A 16,867-nucleotide genomic window follows, 5' to 3' on the forward strand; every position below is an offset into this window, starting at 1 on the left:
CGTCTCTGTAACGCCACCGCAACAAACCTCACGCATTCCGGAAATCGGGCCTCGTCACACTGAAGCTCTCAGTTTCCCGAATGTGAGGTTTGACTATGGATGCTCCAGGCAACATCTCCTGGGCGATCACCGCGACCGCCCTCGTACTGCTCATGACGCCCGGCGTCGCCTTCTTCTACGGCGGTCTCGTCAAGGCCAAGAGCGTCGTCAGCATGATGATGATGAGCTTCGGCTCGATCGGTCTCGTCGCCGTCCTCTGGATCCTCTTCGGATTCTCGATGAGCGCGGTCGACAGCCCGACGGCATTCGCCGGCAACCCCTTCGCCGACTTCGGTCTCTCGAGCCTCGCGGCCGGTGAGGGCTCGAACGTCGCACTTCTCGGAGTCGCCTACGGCGCGACCTTCGCGATCATCACCGTCGCGCTCATCTCGGGCGCCATCGCCGACCGCGCGAAGTTCGGCAGCTGGCTCATCTTCGCCGGTGTCTTCGCCACCGTCGGATACTTCCCCGTAGCCGCATGGGTCTGGGGCGGCGGCTGGATCATGAACCTCGGCACCACGCTGTTCGGTGAGGACAGCGGCATCGGCGTCATCGACTACGCCGGTGGTACCGCGGTGCACATCAACGCCGGCGCCGCGGCTCTCGCCCTCGCGATCGTCCTCGGCAAGCGCATCGGCTTCCAGAAGGGCATCCTCAAGCCGCACAACGTGCCGCTGACGCTCCTCGGCGCAGCGCTGCTGTGGTTCGGCTGGTTCGGCTTCAACGCCGGCGCGGAGTGGCTCGCAGAGGACATGGGCGGCGTCGGACTCATCGGCCTGAACACCCTCGGCGCCACGGCGGCCGCGATCCTCGGCTGGATCCTCATCGAGCGCATCAAGGACGGCAAGGCAACCTCGGTCGGTGCAGCGTCCGGCGCGGTCGCCGGTCTCGTCGCCATCACCCCGGCCTGCGCGAACCTGACGCCCGGATGGTCGCTGCTGCTCGGTGCCGTCGCCGGTATCGTCTGCGCCCTGGCGGTCGAGATGAAGTTCCGTCTCGGCTTCGACGACTCGCTCGACGTGGTCGGCATCCACCTGGTGGGTGGCCTCATCGGAACGCTGTACCTCGGCTTCTTCGCCACCGAGACCGGTCTGTTCGTCGGAGGCGACGCGCGTCAGCTCGCCGTCCAGGCGATCGCAGCGCTCGGTGTGCTGATCTACTCCTTCGTCGTCGCCTTCATCATCGGCTTCGCGATCGAGAAGACGATCGGCTTCCGCATCACGAGCGAAGACGAGATCGCCGGTGTCGACCAGGTCGTCCACGGCGAGGAGGGCTACGCGCTGGCCGACGCCTGAACTGCCGTTAGGGTGACCGTGTGAGCAACACCAACGGCATCCTGGCACGACTCGCGGAGATCCTCTTCACAGCACTGGGATCTGACCGGGCGTCTCGGACGAAAACTCGTCCGAAACGCCCGGTCTCGCGTCTGCGCACCTCCGAGGAGGTTCTTTCCGCCTCAGGGGAGTCGAGAGGGACGTCGCGCGGCACCGAGACACGGCGGGTCGACCCCGACCGGATCGATGACCTCCGCATCGGCTACGCGCCCGACCGGGACGGCGCCCCTGACGCGGGTGAGATCATCTGGACCTGGGTGCCCTATGAGGAGAACGACGGTCGAGGCAAGGATCGGCCGGTGCTCGTGATCGGGCGCGAATCCGCGGAACGTGTCTATGCGGTGCGGATGACGAGCAAGCCGCACGACGGCGACCGCGACTATCTGTCGATCGGCTCCGGCGGCTGGGACGCGCAGGGACGGGAGTCCTGGGTCGACATCGAGCTGCTGTACAGCGTGCACGAGAGCGGACTGCGCCGTGAGGCCGCGGTTCTCGACCGATCGCGCTACGGGGAGGTCGCTTCGGCTCTGGCTCGACGATACGGCTGGGCGACCGCCTGAAGCCCCGATCCGTGTGACCCGGTCGCAATCCGTTCGACGAACGGCTGCGAACAGTCTGTGAGTCGCAGGATGCGACGACACCACAGGAGGAATCATGCGTTTCATCCCCACCAAGGTCCATGGAATTCTCGACTACATCGTCGGAGTGGCGCTGATCGCCGCTCCGTGGCTCTTCGGCTTCGCGAGCATGGGCGGCCCCGCCGTGATCATCCCGATCGTGCTCGGAATCGGGCTCATCGTCTACAGCCTCTTCACGAAGTACGAATGGGGGCCGTTCGGCGTCATCCCGATGCCCGTCCACCTCGTGTTCGACATCGTCGCGAGCCTGTTCCTGGCGCTGTCGCCGTGGATCTTCGGCTTCTCGACGGAGGCGCCGAACGTCTGGGTGCCGCACGTGGTCGTCGGCGTCGCCGTGATCGTGGTCGTGCTGTTCTCGCAGCCGCAGCCCGCGAAGGTCAAGGCCACCGCTCGCGTCTGATGGCGTACGAACTCTGAAGCCCCGCACGGAACGTCGGCCCTGTGCGGGGCTTCAGTTCTGCAGTGCCGACGCCACCCAGCGCGCGTAGAGCTGCCAGGGGTCGTCCAGCGTGCGCAGTCCATCGATGTGGGCCGCGAGATACGGGGTGAGGGTGAACCATTCGCCGCCCTCCCGGATGTCGGCGAACTCGCGGTGTCTCGATTGCTCCACCGCACGGCCACCCGGCTCGAACGCGAGGAGCTCGTCGTGGCGGATGCTCGCGAGTCGGTGACGCGGCCGGCGACTCGTGCCGATCTTCACTCGACGGTCGTAGCGGATGTAGTAGACCACCTCGACCACCGGGCGGGGGAGGTCGGGGTCGGGGGAGTCGCCGTAACGCCACCCGCACCAGTCGCACAGCAGCGCGGTGGTCACGCGCACCGCGTCTCCATGGCCGCAGAGCGGACAAGGGCTCGGGAGCGGAGTGCGCGGCATGGTCGGAACGCTACCGCCGGCCACCGACGTCAGACCTCTCCGCGGCTTCTCTTCACCCCGCGCGGCACCCATCTCCACCACATGAAGTGATGGTCCCCCTGCTCGACATCGAACAGCCTCCCGCACACGGCGCATTCGGTGACATAGGTCATCGACCAGCCAGGATCGCTCGTCGAGAGGATGCTGACGTGGCCGAGCGCCTGTTCCTTCTCGGGGTCATTCGTGAGCAGCCCGGGGTAAGCGGCGCACCAGCACTCCCTGTCGCGATACTGTTCGAGTTTGGTGAGCGCGTGCGCCAGATGGGCGTTGTTCGAATAGATCATCCCGCCCAGATCGAGCCTCGTCGCCTCGCTCCGGAGCTGCGGAAGCGCGGCGACGAGGGGGTCGAGAGTCGCGGCATCCCGCGAGCGGATCGTCTCCCACACCGCGTGCATCACGCGTCCGCGATCTCCGGAGAGGAAGTCGTCGAGCAAGGTGGGCATGCCGCAACGCTAGCAATCGAAAGATCGGCGCTGGCTCCCGCGCCCTCGCGACATGAGAAAACCCCGCGGCATCTCAGATGAGCGGGGTTCTGTGGTGGGCGATACCGGACTCGAACCGATGACCTCTTCCGTGTGAAGGAAGCGCGCTACCAACTGCGCCAATCGCCCATACCTGCGGGGTACGTCAACCGATACTACCCGACCGTCGGAGGCCAAGTTGACCACCCTGCGAGACACGCGCGAGATTCGGTTTCGGTTTGGACAGTCGCCGATCATCGGCTAATGTTTCATAAGTGCCCGGGACAACAACCGGGAACAACGCGGATGTAGCGCAGTTGGTAGCGCACAACCTTGCCAAGGTTGGGGTCGCGAGTTCGAGTCTCGTCATCCGCTCAAGTGCAGGGGCCTTCTTCGGAAGGCCTTCGGCACGTGGGGTCAATCCACACGGTGGCGTGGCCGAGCGGCTAGGCACCGGCCTGCAAAGCCGTTTACACGGGTTCGAATCCCGTCGCCACCTCTCAGTAACTGAATAGCCCCAACGGGCGCGATTGGCGCAGCGGTAGCGCGCTTCCCTGACACGGAAGAGGTCACTGGTTCGATCCCAGTATCGCGCACAGCAAAAAACCCCGGTTCCGCCGGGGTTTTTGCATGTCCGGAAGGCCGCTTGTCTCTTCGCGTGGGACCTACGTGCAACCCGCGCGGCGAATTGCTGTCGTTGGCGCGAACTGTGAGACGGTGAGCGCATGGCCGCAACTTACCGAGTGAGCCGGTTGCGCGAGTTCGACCGCAACATCTTCGTGACCGGCCGACAACGCGCCGACCGCGTACTTGAAACCGTGCCGTTCTGCTGGCTATGCCCGACCACGACGGGCACACGGACCCGCGAGCACGTCTTCGCTAGGCGGCTCCTCCGTGAATTCCCTGATGACCAGACGCGCGTGTCCCCGGTGCGCTTTGCCTCCCCTCTCTACGGCTCGGTCATCGCCAGCCAGCGCGGCGGGCGCGGTCGTTTCCATGCTCGCGCGATGGTTCGTCAAGACCGCGATCGTGATCAACATCTCCCAGCCCTACCGCCTCCTGTGGCACAGCACCCGTCGTCACCAGATCCGAACGCGTGTGCCAGACAACGTCGCCGTCTCCCTCCATCGTGTGCCGGAGTCCGATGTGAATTGGGCGCAGGGTGCGGCCATCAGCCGGGTTAGCCACCCAACCGAGATTGAAACCGCTGTGGTCGCGAACCTGACAACGAACCTCACCCACTTGTGCCGCATCCAGATCGGTACGCTCGTCGGCGTTGTGGTCGCATACCCGTGGCAGTTGTCAGCGAGCGCGTTGACCATGCCGGGGCATCTGCTCTGGTCTCATCGCCGCGGGCGAGACCTCGATCTGAGCGCACTACCGGTGATGGATGAGCCGTTCGGCGATCCTCCGGGTTTCGAGGTTGCCCCGAGTGCATTTTGGGCAGGCGCACCCGCCCGTCGATAGTTGCGGAACCCGCCGCAGCGAATGCGCTCGGCTCAGGCGCTCTCGGGCGGAGCGAAGTTGAAGTCGAAGTCGGCGGGGTTGTTCTTGCGCTCGTGCAGTCTCCCGTCGACTGTCCGCTCCCAGTTTCGCCCGGCAGAGTCGCGGAACCGAACGCGGACGCCGATCCTCTGCGCGATGTCCGTCGCGGCTTCTTCGCCTTCCACGAGCGATTTCGCGCTGTCGGTGAACTCCTCGATGACATCGACTCCCGGCGCGAGAACATCGCACAGGATGGGCGCGCTCGTGTGGCGTTTGTAGTACGTCGTTGGCACGATGTAGGCCGCGAAAACAGGGCGCGGCGAGGCGTTCAGCACGTGGAGTATCGCGGTTTGCTTTCCCTTCGGTGAGGTGCGTGTCTCAACCCACGCTGTGACGGCTTCCGCGTCCGATCGCCTCGCGCGTTGCCGCTCAGAGTCGAGTAGCGCCTGCGTCTTCCGCCGTTCGCCGATCTGCTGGACGACGACAATCACGCTGACAAGCACGGTGATGATGGTGCACGCGGCGGCAACCATCTCGGCGACTGATCCCAACTGCATGCGCCCAGCGTGGCAGATGCCTGGGAGGCGGCGCACTGGACGCGCCGCCTCGGTTGGGCGTCACGATGCGGACATGAGCCTCGCGACGTGCGCACGGAGTGCCTCGACTCCGCCGAGGTGCGACCACGGGTGCCGTCGCCGCCGCTGTCCTGCGACTACGGGCGCACCCCGGTCAGGTCGGGCCGGTACGGGACGCGCCGCCGGATCGACTGGTCGCCGTCGATCGCTTCCCACACGGCCTGATGCGACAGGTCGCCTCTGGCCTTGACTGCCGCGCAGGTCGCGCAGAGCTTGCCGAACCACGCTTCGGATGTGCGGCGCCCCATCGCCGTCGCCGTGCCGCACCAATCGCACCGGGCGCCGGTCGGGTGCGGGAGGGGGCGCGGAGGGCGAGCGTCGGCGATCGCGTCGGCGGCACCGCGTCGGCAGTCGGCGATCCTGGCGGGATCAACCGCGCTTCTGCGTCTACGGGCGGAGTGTTTCGACGTGGCGCCCAATGCCCACACCGGGGAGAACCGGCGAGAGTACATGATCGCGACTCCAGGATCGGCGAGTCAATGCACGAGAGCGCCGAGCCGGGCCGGGGTGATGTCCGGCTCGGGGAGGGGTGGTCGAGTGCGTCGAGGGCGTAGAGCGCGGTGCTGAGATGCCAGTGCGCGACCGATCCGAGGGTGCGCCGCAGCTCGGGGTGGGCGGCGATGATCCGGCCAGTGAGGTTGCCGATGGCCCGGCAGTCGCCGCACGTCGGGGCGTCGACCGTCGCGCCGTCCGCCATCTTGTCCGCGCGCTCGCCCTTTGGCGTCTCGCTCATGCAAGCGACCAGTATCGCGCACACAACAAAACCCCCGATTCTCCGGAGGTTTTGTTGTGTGCTCACCGGGCAGCGCGCCGTCGGACTCGACACCCGAATCGCGCTCCTCTGCGGGCGGAGCGCGACTCGGGTCTGACCCGCGACGAGTGGAGGGCGTTCGTGCGGCTCAACCGACGAAGGAGATGCCGCTCACCGTCTTGGTGTCGCCCATATCGACGTTGCCGCGGGGCGAGTACACATTGGTCGAGATGGTGCCGGCGTTGACGTCGAACTCGACCAGACGGACCGGGTTCTTGTCGGCTGAGTGATACGTCTCGAGGAAGGTGACGATTTTGTTCCCGGACGGGGTCGTCACCGATGTGGTTCCGGCGTAGCCCGTGTGTCCCGATGCGACGACCTTGATGTTCGAGTGTTTCGAGAACACGTTGTCGTAGAGGTACTGCGGCGACACGTTCCCGTACTGCCAAACCTCTTTCGATTGCCCGGCGCCGTCGATCTGAAGAGAGCCGTTGAGGTAGTTGTGCGTCTGCACGATCACGTTGTGGTCGGCGTGGTCGGTGATGACCTGCTTGGCCCAGGCGACGGCACCGAGACGCGGCCACAGTTCGAGCGTCACGACCATCCACTTCTTGCCGGCGGCTTCGAATGTCTGGAACTGGTTGTCGACCTTGCCTGCCTCGTACTGCCCCTGCACACCAGTCATCTGCGCCGCTGTGAAGAACTGGTTGAAGACGGTGGTGTTCCGCTGGTCCGCGACGACGGTCGCGGCGTTGCGGACGCTACCGCCGACCCCAGTGGCCATCGTGTCGTGGTTGCCAATAGCGAGGCCGTACATGAGGCCGGCCTGTTCCAGCGGGTCGAGCGCGTCTTCGGCTCTCTGGTACTGGGCGTAGCCGGGTTCGACCCAGTTCACCACGTCGCCGCTGTGGCCGACATAGCGAAGATCCAGTTCGTCCCGGTTGGAGACGAGCCAGTTGGACCGCTCCGCGAATCTCGTGTCATTCGCGTTGAGTACCTCGTTCTGAGTGTCGGGCATGATCGCGATGGAGAAGACTCCGTCGGCGTCTGTCGGGTTCAGGACGCGCGCGAGGCCGGGCGCATGGAAGCTGTACCCGTATGTCCAGCCTGCAGCGACGGCGGCGGCACGTTGCTCGGGCGTCGCCGCCATCTGGTGGATGCCGCCTTTGCCGTAGATCGCGATCTCCGCAGCATCGGTGCACGTCGAAAGCTTCACAGGGCTCACGTAGAAAGCGACCCCCAGATTCTGGTATCCGTAGTTCGCGACAGCGCTGGTCGCCTCGTTCTGCCAGTTCACATAGGTGTGTTCGCCGGTCGACGGCTTGTAGAGATGGATCGCAGGAACGAGGCCAGCCAGCTGAGTCGACGAGGCACCGAAGACGTAACCCGTCTCCGTGTAACCGGCTGCGGCTGCGGCCGCGGCTTCCTGCGCGGTCGTGGTCAGCAGGGTGTTCATATTCGCGTGCGACCACTGAGTGACGTGAAGATCCGTGGCGAAGCAGTCGGTGTTGGCGGCAGATGCTGCCGTGGTGCCGGTGGCGACTCCGAAGGCTGCGAGCAGCGCAGCCGCAACGGTCGCGCCGATGATTCGGCGCGACCCCGCCGAGCGTTGTGATGTCATGATGTGTTCTCTCCGTTCGATCCCGCCGCGAGACAGCGCACGAGTGCGCGTGGGGCGGTGAGCCTGGCCTGTCGATTGTCGATGGCTGGATGTGCCCGTGCACACCCTCCACCGCCGCTCAGAATAGGCTCATATTTGAGCGGAAAACCGAGGTACTGGCATATAGCGCAGCCGGGCTCCTCGGCGCCCCGTGATCAGCGCTCTTCCCGCGGAATCAGCATCAAGAGGCCGGGGTCGTCGCAGGTTTCTAGGTCGTGGCTGACGACCGCTTGACGACCTCGTACGCTGCGAGCGCCGCTTTGCGGGTGGCCGCGAGATCGACGATCGGCTCTGTCGGGGCATCCGACGCCCACTCCGAGATGTACAGGCCGTGCGGGTCGAACTTCTTCGCCTGCAGCTCGGGATTGAAGACGCGGAAGTACGGGGCGGCGTCGGCGCCGGATCCTGCCACCCACTGCCAGTTGAACGGGTTGCTCGCGCCGTCGGCGTCGACCAGGGTGTCCCAGAACCACTCCTCGCCGCGCCGCCAGTCGATGAGCAGGTTCTTCACGAGGAACGAGGCCGTCACCATGCGCACCCTGTTGTGCATGAAACCCGTGCGCCACAGTTCACGCATCCCCGCATCGACGAGCGGGATCCCGGTATCGCCGCGCTGCCACGCCTCGAGTTCCGACGGCTTGAGCCGCGGCCAGGGGAAGGCGTCGTACTGACGGCGGAGGTTCTTCGTGGCGATGTCCGGTGCGTGGAACGTCGTGTGCCAGGCGAATTCGCGCCAGCCCAACTCCGAGAGGAACCCGGCCGCGCCATCTGCCTCCACCGCCGCGTGCCACACGGTGAACGGGCTCAGCTCGCCCCACCGCAGACGCGGTGACAGCAGTGACGTCGCGCCCGCCGACGGCTCATCCCGCGCGCGATCGTACGAGCCGATGTCGTCATGCAGGAACGTACGCAGCCGAGCTCTGGCCGCCGGCTCACCGGGCTCCCAGGCGTCGCGGAGCCCGCCGGCCCAGTCGGGGCGGGTCGGCAGCAGATCCCAGTCGACGAGATCGTCGGACGCCGGGGGCTGGGGCACCCCAGCGAGACTCCGGGGCGCGGGGAAGGGCGCTCGCGGCGTGGGGAGGGAGAGACATGCCCGCCAGAACGGCGTGAACACCGAGAAGTGGGTGCCGCCGCCGGTCTTCACCGTCCACGGTTCGTGCAGCAGCGACGCCTGGAACGACGTGACCTCGTGGCCGTCCGCGCGCAGCGCCGCCTTGAGCGCGGTGTCGACCTCGCGTTCGGCGCCCCCGTATCGCCGGTTCCAGAAGACGGCCGTCGCGCCCGAGTCTGCGACGGTCTCGCGGACGATGCGTTCGGCAGGACCTCGACGCAGCGTCAGAGTGGCGCCGAGTTCCCGCAGCGCGTCGTCCAAAGACGCGAGGGAGTGGTGGAGCCACCAGCGTGCGGCTCCGCCGAGCGGTCGGATGCCGGGGGACTCCTCGTCGAGGACGAACAGCACGACCAGTGGTTCACCGCGATCGATCGCCGCCCTGAGCGCCGGATTGTCGGCGAGTCGAAGGTCGTCGCGGAGCCAGACGAGCGAGGGAGAGGCCATGGCTCCATTCTGGCGGGGTGGACGGAACGAGTGGGCGGGCTTGCGCTGCCGGCTGCTCAGCGGATACGAGGCACCGCGCGCATCCGTGGTCGAGCCGGCGCAGTCGTCGCCCACAGCGCCCAGGCGACGAGAAGAGGCTGGAGGAAGAGTCGTCCGAGACGCCGCGCTTCGGTGTCGAGCCCCGGGGTGGACCGGTGAGTGCGCCACTGGTGCACGTTTCCCGGGAACACGGCGACGAAGAACGCGGCGGTGGCGATTCCGACACGCCGTCTCTCGTTCGGCAGCAGGAGCAGCCCGGCGGCGAGGGCGACCTCCGCGGCGCCCGACGCGATGATGATCGCCTCCTTGTCGAGACGAGTGGCCCGAGTCGCCCAGTCAGGCACGACGACGCGGAAACCGCGGGTGCTCGTGAAGTGGACGATGCCGATCGCACCCAGGGCGAGTGCGAGGATCCAGCGCGCCAGTGGTCTGATCATCCGCTCACGCTACCCCGGCGGAATCGGAGCTCACGGGTGTCGCCCGGGCGCGTCGCGGCAGGTCTGCTCGCCCAAGTGGCGGCCTTTGCCACACTGAGTGCATGACCGTCCTGCGCATCAGCATCCTCTTCGTGCTCGCCGCCGTCGCCGAGATCGGCGGCGCGTGGCTGATCTGGCAGGCCGTGAAGGAGAACCGTGGCTGGGTCTTCGCTGTGCTCGGCGTGATGGCTCTCGGTGCGTACGGGTTCATCGCGGCGCTCCAGCCTGACGCGAACTTCGGACGTGTGCTCGCCTCGTACGGCGGGGTGTTCATCGCCGGATCGCTCGCGTGGGGCATCATCGTCGACGGCTTCAAGCCGACCGTCTGGGACTGGGTCGGCTCGGCGATCGCGCTCGTCGGCGCGGCGATCATCATCCTCGCTCCCACGGCGGCGAACACCGAGTCTGACGTGGCGTCGTAGCGGTCAGCGGCCCCCGGGCATGCGAGTAGCCTAGATCCAGACCCAGATGGAGTGTGCAGTGCCTGAAAATGCTCAGCCGAAAGACGGCTTCGCCCTGTTCTCTGACCGTTCAGTCGTCGCCATGCGCGTCAACGGGACCCTCAAGGACCTCGCCGCGACAGTGACGGATGCCGACGAGGTCGAGCCGGTCACGATCGACAGTCCCGACGGGCTGAACATCCTGCGTCACTCGGCCGCGCACGTGCTCGCGCAGGCGGTGCAGCGGATCAACCCGCAGGCGAACCTGGGCATCGGGCCGCCCATCACCGACGGCTTCTACTACGACTTCGGCGTCGACACCCCGTTCACGCCCGAGGACATCAAGGCCATCACGAAGGAGATGCAGCGCATCGTCCGTGAGGGGCAGCGCTTCGTGCGTCGTGTCGTCACGGACGACGAGGCGCGGGCAGAGCTGGCCGACGAGCCGTTCAAGCTCGAGCTCATCGGTCTCAAGGGCGGCAAGGAAGCCGCCGAGGGCGCCTCCGTCGAGGTCGGCGAGGGCGAGCTGACGATCTACGACAACACGACCCGCGACGGCGAGGTCGTCTGGAAGGACCTCTGCCGCGGGCCGCACCTGCCCAACACCCGCATGATCGGCAACGGCTGGGATCTGACCCGCATCGCCGCCGCGTACTGGCGGGGCAGCGAGAAGAACCCGCAGCTGCAGCGGATCTACGGCACCGCCTGGCCGTCGAAGGACGAGCTGCGTGAGTACCAGCACCGCCTCGAGGAGGCCGCCAAGCGCGACCACCGCCGTCTCGGCAAGGAGCTCGACCTCTTCTCGTTCCCCGAGGAGATCGGTTCGGGTCTGTCGGTCTGGCACCCCCGTGGCGGCATCGTCCGCGGCGAGATGGAGCAGCACGCTCGCAGGCGCCACATCGAGGGCGGCTACACCTACGTGTACACCCCGCACATCTCGAAGGAAGATCTCTTCCTCACCTCGAACCACCTCGTGACGTACAAGGAGGGTATGTACCCGCCGATCGTCATGGACGAGGAGCGCGACGACGAGGGCAACATCACGAAGCAGGGCCAGGACTACTACCTGAAGCCCATGAACTGCCCGATGCACATCCTGATCTACAAGGAGCGCGCGCGCAGCTACCGCGATCTGCCCCTGCGGTTCGCCGAGAACGGCACCGTCTATCGCAACGAACTCTCCGGTGCGCTGCACGGCCTCACCCGAGTGCGCGGCTTCACTCAGGATGACTCGCACCTGTTCGTCACCCCCGATCAGCTCGAGGGCGAGGTCGCGAAGGTCCTGGAGTTCATCCTGTCGATGCTGCGCGACTTCGGGCTCACCGACTTCGAGCTCGAGCTGTCGATGAAGGATGACGAGAAGTCCAAGTGGATCGGCTCGGACGAGTTCTGGGAATCGTCGACCGATGCTCTCCGCCGGGTCGCCGTGGCATCCGGCCTGAAGCTCACCGAAGTCCCCGGCGAGGCCGCGTTCTACGGACCGAAGATCGACCTCAAGACGCGTGATGCGATCGGCCGCACCTGGCAGCTGTCGACCGTGCAGGTCGACCCGAACCTGCCCGAGCGCTTCGAGCTCGAGTACATGGACAAGGACGGCCAGAAGAAGCGTCCGATCATGATCCACCGTGCGCTGTTCGGCTCGATCGAGCGGTTCTTCGCGATCCTCCTCGAGCACTACGCCGGCGACTTCCCGGTGTGGCTGTCGCCCGTGCAGGTCGTGGGAATCCCCGTCGCCGACGAGTTCGCCGACTACCTGGGCGAGATCGTCCAGACGCTGCGCACGCAGGGCGTGCGCGCCGAGCTCGACGCCTCCGACGACCGGATGCAGAAGAAGATCCGCACGCACACGACCGGCAAGGTCCCGCTGCTGCTGATCGCGGGCGAGAAGGATCGCGACGCGGGCACCGTCTCGTTCCGCTACCGCGACGGCACGCAGGAGAACGGCGTGCCGATCACCGATGCAGTAGCGCGCATCCGCGCAGCGATCGATGCACACACTCTCGTGCAGACAGCAGGGGACCTGGCGTGACGTCCTCGGAGTCGTGGGAGGACGCCGGCGAGTTCGCGGGCGTCCCCGACGAGTTCCAGCGGCTCTGGACGCCGCACCGGATGGCCTACATCCAGGCTGGTCCTGAGCCGCTGCGCGAGGAGTGCCCGTTCTGCGAGGCTCCGAAGTTCCCGGATGCCGAGCGGCTGATCGTCGCGCGGGGGGAGACGGCCTACGTGCTGCTCAACCTCTTCCCGTACAACTCCGGACACCTGCTGGTGTGCCCGTACCGCCACATCGGCACCTACGACCAGGCGACACCCGAGGAGGTCGCCGAGATCGGGGCACTGACCCAGATCGGCATGCGCGTGCTCCGCGAGGTCTCGCGCTGCGACGGCTTCAACATCGGGATGAATCAGGGTGCCGTCGCCGGTGCCGGAGTCGACGGCCACCTGCACCAGCACATCGTGCCGCGGTGGACGTCGGACGCCAACTTCTTCCCGATCATCGCGAAGACCAAGGCCCTGCCCCAGCTGCTCGGCGAGGTGCGCGAAGCCGTGGCGAACGCCTGGCCGACGACGGCGTAGGCCACGGCTCGGAATCGCGGGTCAGCGCACCTGGCGTGCCGTGAACTGCATCCGAGGGTTCGCGTAGAACTCCTGCGCTTCGACGAGCTGCAGCTCGCGCGCACCCGACTCGAGGGTCGCGGCGAGCAGGTCGAACACGCTGGACGCGGTGCGCTCGAGCGCCGTCTTCGCGTCACCGGATCCGACATAGTGGGCCGTGAAGAGCGCCGCGGTGACGTCGCCCGAGCCGTTCGCCTTCATCGGAAGCCGAGGCGTCTGCACGATCCAGGCTCCTGCGGCGTCGGCCACGAGCATCTCGATCGTGTCGTCCTCACGGTCCGGCCGCTCGACGCTCGTGACCAGCACCGTGCTCGGTCCCATCGCCATGGCCAGGTCGACCGAGGCCAGGGTGGACTCGAGCGTGTCGGGCTCGGTGCCGGTCAGGAACCCGAGCTCGAACTGGTTCGGGGTGATGATGTCGGCAGCCGGCACGACCTTCTCGCGCAGCAGGATCGGGATGGCCGGGGCGACGAAGCATCCTGACTTCGCGTTGCCCATCACCGGATCGCAGGCGTACACGGCGGCGGGATTGGCGGCCTTGACGCGCGCCACGGCGTCGATGATCACATCGCCGATGCCCTCGCCGCCCTGGTAACCGCTCAGCACCGCGTCGATCTCGCCGAACACGCCGCGCTCCTCGATGCCCGTGATGACCTCGCGCACGTCGTTCGGAGAGATGAGCGGACCGCGCCAGGCGCCGTAGCCGGTGTGATTGGAGAAGTTCACGGTGTAGACCGGCAGAACCTCGACGCCGATGCGCTGCAACGGGAAGACCGCGGCGGAGTTCCCGACATGCCCGTACGCGACGGCGGACTGGATGGAGAGGACCTTCATTCCCCGATCCTTTCTTTCAGAGCGGGAATGCTCCCGCGGCGGTGGGTCATCGTGCGGCCGATACGAGGTCGGCGACGAGTGTCGCAGTGTCGTCTTCGGACAGATCATGCACTGTGAGGCGCAGATGGCGCGACGGATCGGCGCGTTCGTCGAGGGCGAAGTCGTCGCCGGTTCGAGCGAGCCAGCCTCGACGCATGAGGCGTTCGGCGACGATGCGCGCCGGCTTCGGCAACTCGATCCACAGGCTCAGACCGTCGGTGGCGGGGGAGTCGAGGCCATGCTCGCGCAGCCGCGACGCGAAGGCCGCATTGCGTGCCGCGTAGTGCTCGCGGGCGTCGGCGATGCGTGCGAGCACCGACTCGTCGGTCAGCTGAGTGAGGGTGAGACGCTGCAGCAGGTGGCTGACCCAGGTGGTTCCGGGACTCAGACGCATGGCGAGGCGCTCTGCCGTGGTGGCATCCGTCGCCGCGATGGCGAGGCACATGTCCGGCCCGAGGAACTTCGAGACCGAGCGCACCAGCGCGAACCGCCGGTGGTCCGGGCCGATCAGCGATTCGTATGGACGCTGCGACAGCATCGAGAAGTGATCGTCCTCGATGATCAGCACGTACGGATGAGCGGCGAGCACGGCGCGCAGCTCCGCCGCACGAGCGGCCGTGAGACTCGCCCCCGTCGGGTTCTGAGCGCGCGGGGTGCAGATCACCGCTCGCACGCCGGCATCCAAGGCGGCGCGCAGCCCCTCGACCGTCATCCCCTGTTCGTCCACCGGCACGGGAACGGCCCGATACCCGCCGAGTCGGACCGTGTGGATGCTCGCCAGGAAGCAGGGATCCTCGAGTGCGACGGCATCGTCGCGCATCAGCGCCTGCGCGAGCAGTCGCTCGACGGCGTCGACGGCGCCGCTCGTGACGGTGATGCCGAAGTCGAGGTGACCGAGATCATGCGCGATCCATTCGCGCGCCCAGTCCTGCAGCCCCGGGTCGATGACGGGCTCGCCGTAGAGCACCGGACGACCGGCCACCGTGGCCAGCGCAGGCGATGGATCGGGGATCAGTCGAGGGTCCGGGTTGCCGGTCCCGACGTCGCGCAGCACCGTATCGGAGGCGTAGCCCTCCTGGGCCACCGACTCGAGACCGGCGATGACCGTGCCGGCGCGACCTCGGGAGATCACGAGCCCGGCCTGAGCGAGCTGTCGGTATGCGGCGACCGCGGTGTTGCGATTGACTCCGAGGGTCGTGGCGAGCTCCCGCACGGGAGGGAGGGGACTGCCGGCGCGCAGCACACCGCGCTCGCGCAGACCGCGCACGCTGTCGGCGATGTCCGCTGCGGTCGTTCCGGTGATCTGGTCGCTCATGTGTCCTCACCACCGATTCTAGGTCGTTCCGGACAGTGCTACTGTTTGGCCTAGATCAAACGAGATATCGTTCGACACACTCATGCACATCGTGCTTCCCCGACAGGAGCTCTCATGACCGAACAGACCACCACCGGATCCTCGCGCGTCAAGCGCGGTCTCGCCGAGATGCTCAAGGGCGGCGTGATCATGGACGTGGTCACCGCCGATCAGGCCAAGATCGCCGAAGACGCGGGCGCCGTCGCCGTCATGGCGCTCGAGCGGGTTCCCGCCGACATCCGCGCACAGGGCGGTGTCTCGCGCATGAGCGACCCCGACATGATCGACAGCATCATCGCGTCGGTGTCGATCCCCGTCATGGCGAAGGCACGCATCGGCCACTTCGTCGAAGCGCAGGTGCTGCAGGAGCTCGGCGTCGACTACATCGACGAGTCCGAGGTGCTCTCTCCCGCCGACTACGTGAACCACATCGACAAGCACGGCTTCGCTGTGCCCTTCGTCTGCGGTGCCACCAACCTCGGTGAGGCGCTGCGCCGCATCAATGAGGGCGCGGCGATGATCCGCTCCAAGGGTGAGGCCGGCACGGGGGATGTCTCCGAGGCGATGAAGCACATCAGGAAGATCCGTGGCGAGATCGCGGCTCTCACGGCTCTTCCGAAGGACGAGCTGTTCGTCGCGGCGAAAGAGCTGCAGGCGCCGTACGAGCTCGTGGCCGAGATCGCCGAGACCGGCAAGCTCCCCGTCGTGCTGTTCGTCGCGGGTGGCGTCGCGACCCCCGCGGATGCAGCGATGATGATGCAGCTGGGCGCCGACGGCGTCTTCGTGGGCTCGGGCATCTTCAAGTCCGGCAACCCGGCGGAGCGCGCCAAGGCGATCGTCAAGGCGACCACCTTCTTCGATGACGCCAAGGTGATCGCCGAGGTCTCACGCGGACTCGGCGAGGCCATGGTCGGCATCAACGTCTCCGACCTCCCCGCGCCGCACCGCCTGGCCGAGCGTGGCTGGTAGTCCACGGGTCGGCGTCCTCGCGCTGCAGGGCGACGTGCGCGAGCACGCCGCCCTGCTCGCGGGACTCGGAGCCGAGGTGGCGCTGGTGCGCCGCCCGGAGGAGCTTGCGTCTGTCGACGGTCTCGTCATCCCCGGCGGCGAGTCCAGCGTGATCGACAAGCTGTCGCGCACATTCGGGATGCAGGAGCCGATCAGGGACGCGATCGCTGCGGGACTCCCCGTGTACGGGACATGCGCCGGGCTGATCCTTCTCGCCGATGAGGTACTCGACGGCATCGAGGGACAGCAGTCATTCGGCGGCCTGGACATCGCCGTACGCCGAAATGCCTTCGGACGCCAGACGGAGTCCTTCGAGATGGACCTCGACGTTCCGGCGCTCGGTGAGGTGCCCGTGCACGCGACGTTCATCCGAGCTCCGATCGTCGAACGCGCAGGCGAGCGGGTCGAGGTGGTCGCCTCGCTTCCGGACGGCAGAATCGTCGCCGTGCGGCAGGGGCCACTCGTCGGCACCAGCTTCCACCCCGAGGTCGACGGCGAGACGCGCTTTCACGAGCTGTTCCTCGCGGGAGTCCGGGAGCGCACCTCGCGCCGTTGACGCCATGCCGTGCGACCCGCCACGGACCGGCGCGTGA

The 16,867-nt window shown here is 67.0% G+C and carries 18 protein-coding genes and 4 tRNA genes; 12 read left to right on the forward strand and 10 right to left on the reverse strand.

The window, feature by feature from the left end:
* Positions 1-95: 95 nt before the first annotated feature.
* The 3 genes from QRN21_RS17405 (at position 96) to QRN21_RS17415 (ending at position 2,411) form a co-directional block, all read left to right on the forward strand.
* Positions 96-1,334: an ammonium transporter gene (locus tag QRN21_RS17405; RefSeq protein WP_053096211.1), complete on the forward strand. Its 1,239-nt coding sequence runs from the start codon at positions 96-98 to the stop codon at positions 1,332-1,334.
* 20 nt (positions 1,335-1,354) lie between these two features.
* Positions 1,355-1,933 (forward strand): type II toxin-antitoxin system PemK/MazF family toxin, encoded by a 579-nt coding sequence (locus QRN21_RS17410; protein ID WP_285365468.1) that lies wholly within the window; start codon positions 1,355-1,357, stop codon positions 1,931-1,933.
* Positions 1,934-2,027: 94 nt separating this feature from the next.
* Positions 2,028-2,411, forward strand: a complete 384-nt coding sequence (locus tag QRN21_RS17415; protein WP_053096209.1) for an SPW repeat domain-containing protein — start codon at positions 2,028-2,030, stop codon at positions 2,409-2,411.
* A 51-nt stretch (positions 2,412-2,462) separates the two neighbouring features.
* On the opposite strand, the gene QRN21_RS17420 is transcribed toward QRN21_RS17415, so the two are convergent.
* The 3 genes from QRN21_RS17420 to QRN21_RS17430 all read right to left on the reverse strand — a co-directional run bounded on the left by QRN21_RS17420 (position 2,463) and on the right by QRN21_RS17430 (position 3,535).
* Positions 2,463-2,825, reverse strand: coding sequence for a GIY-YIG nuclease family protein (locus QRN21_RS17420; protein ID WP_285365469.1), 363 nt, complete (start codon positions 2,823-2,825; stop codon positions 2,463-2,465).
* 89 nt (positions 2,826-2,914) lie between these two features.
* The gene (locus tag QRN21_RS17425) at positions 2,915-3,367 is read right to left on the reverse strand and encodes a hypothetical protein (protein ID WP_285365470.1); all 453 of its coding nucleotides are present in this window, start codon (positions 3,365-3,367) and stop codon (positions 2,915-2,917) included.
* Positions 3,368-3,459: 92 nt separating this feature from the next.
* A tRNA-Val gene (locus QRN21_RS17430) sits at positions 3,460-3,535 on the reverse strand.
* 152 nt (positions 3,536-3,687) lie between these two features.
* Here QRN21_RS17430 and QRN21_RS17435 point away from each other — a divergent pair.
* The 4 genes from QRN21_RS17435 to QRN21_RS17450 all read left to right on the forward strand — a co-directional run bounded on the left by QRN21_RS17435 (position 3,688) and on the right by QRN21_RS17450 (position 4,852).
* Positions 3,688-3,760 (forward strand) — tRNA-Gly (locus tag QRN21_RS17435).
* A 53-nt stretch (positions 3,761-3,813) separates the two neighbouring features.
* Positions 3,814-3,884, forward strand: a tRNA-Cys gene (locus tag QRN21_RS17440).
* A gap of 25 nt (positions 3,885-3,909) precedes the next feature.
* Positions 3,910-3,981, forward strand: a tRNA-Val gene (locus QRN21_RS17445).
* A gap of 400 nt (positions 3,982-4,381) precedes the next feature.
* Complete coding sequence (locus QRN21_RS17450) at positions 4,382-4,852, forward strand: hypothetical protein (protein ID WP_285365472.1); 471 nt, start codon at positions 4,382-4,384, stop codon at positions 4,850-4,852.
* A gap of 32 nt (positions 4,853-4,884) precedes the next feature.
* On the opposite strand, the gene QRN21_RS17455 is transcribed toward QRN21_RS17450, so the two are convergent.
* The 5 genes from QRN21_RS17455 to QRN21_RS17475 form a co-directional block, all read right to left on the reverse strand.
* A complete protein-coding gene (locus QRN21_RS17455; RefSeq protein WP_285365473.1) occupies positions 4,885-5,427 on the reverse strand; it encodes a hypothetical protein in 543 nt (180 codons plus the stop codon).
* Between the two features lie 155 nt (positions 5,428-5,582).
* Positions 5,583-5,753, reverse strand: coding sequence for a hypothetical protein (locus QRN21_RS17460; protein WP_285365475.1), 171 nt, complete (start codon positions 5,751-5,753; stop codon positions 5,583-5,585).
* Between the two features lie 651 nt (positions 5,754-6,404).
* Positions 6,405-7,877 (reverse strand): hypothetical protein, encoded by a 1,473-nt coding sequence (locus QRN21_RS17465; RefSeq protein ID WP_285365477.1) that lies wholly within the window; start codon positions 7,875-7,877, stop codon positions 6,405-6,407.
* A 247-nt stretch (positions 7,878-8,124) separates the two neighbouring features.
* Entirely contained in the window at positions 8,125-9,471 is a 1,347-nt protein-coding gene (locus QRN21_RS17470; RefSeq protein WP_285365479.1) for a cryptochrome/photolyase family protein, read from the reverse strand.
* A gap of 56 nt (positions 9,472-9,527) precedes the next feature.
* On the reverse strand, positions 9,528-9,947 hold the full coding sequence (locus QRN21_RS17475) for a DoxX family protein (RefSeq protein WP_285365481.1): 420 nt from the start codon (positions 9,945-9,947) through the stop codon (positions 9,528-9,530).
* A 101-nt stretch (positions 9,948-10,048) separates the two neighbouring features.
* On the opposite strand from QRN21_RS17475, the gene QRN21_RS17480 reads away from it, so the two are divergent.
* From QRN21_RS17480 to QRN21_RS17490, 3 genes are read left to right on the forward strand one after another with little or no spacing between them, the layout of a single operon-like run.
* The gene (locus tag QRN21_RS17480; RefSeq protein ID WP_056278790.1) at positions 10,049-10,408 is read left to right on the forward strand and encodes a YnfA family protein; all 360 of its coding nucleotides are present in this window, start codon (positions 10,049-10,051) and stop codon (positions 10,406-10,408) included.
* 46 nt (positions 10,409-10,454) lie between these two features.
* Positions 10,455-12,455: a threonine--tRNA ligase gene (thrS, locus tag QRN21_RS17485; protein ID WP_053096198.1), complete on the forward strand. Its 2,001-nt coding sequence runs from the start codon at positions 10,455-10,457 to the stop codon at positions 12,453-12,455.
* Positions 12,452-13,000 (forward strand): HIT family protein, encoded by a 549-nt coding sequence (locus tag QRN21_RS17490; protein ID WP_053096196.1) that lies wholly within the window; start codon positions 12,452-12,454, stop codon positions 12,998-13,000. The genes thrS and QRN21_RS17490 overlap by 4 nt, the downstream gene beginning before the upstream one ends.
* A 21-nt stretch (positions 13,001-13,021) precedes the next feature.
* Here the strand turns inward: QRN21_RS17490 and pdxY are convergent, their stop codons facing one another.
* Positions 13,022-13,873, reverse strand: a complete 852-nt coding sequence (gene pdxY / locus QRN21_RS17495) for a pyridoxal kinase PdxY (protein WP_056278788.1) — start codon at positions 13,871-13,873, stop codon at positions 13,022-13,024.
* A 46-nt stretch (positions 13,874-13,919) separates the two neighbouring features.
* On the reverse strand, positions 13,920-15,227 hold the full coding sequence (locus QRN21_RS17500) for an aminotransferase class I/II-fold pyridoxal phosphate-dependent enzyme (protein ID WP_053096192.1): 1,308 nt from the start codon (positions 15,225-15,227) through the stop codon (positions 13,920-13,922).
* A 114-nt stretch (positions 15,228-15,341) separates the two neighbouring features.
* On the opposite strand from QRN21_RS17500, the gene pdxS reads away from it, so the two are divergent.
* The gene (gene pdxS, locus QRN21_RS17505) at positions 15,342-16,235 is read left to right on the forward strand and encodes a pyridoxal 5'-phosphate synthase lyase subunit PdxS (RefSeq protein ID WP_056278787.1); all 894 of its coding nucleotides are present in this window, start codon (positions 15,342-15,344) and stop codon (positions 16,233-16,235) included.
* Complete coding sequence (pdxT, locus tag QRN21_RS17510; protein ID WP_053096188.1) at positions 16,225-16,830, forward strand: pyridoxal 5'-phosphate synthase glutaminase subunit PdxT; 606 nt, start codon at positions 16,225-16,227, stop codon at positions 16,828-16,830. The genes pdxS and pdxT overlap by 11 nt, the downstream gene beginning before the upstream one ends.
* Positions 16,831-16,867: the final 37 nt, after the last annotated feature.

Source organism: Microbacterium sp. LMC-P-041 (genome assembly GCF_030209555.1).
Classification (GTDB): domain Bacteria; phylum Actinomycetota; class Actinomycetes; order Actinomycetales; family Microbacteriaceae; genus Microbacterium.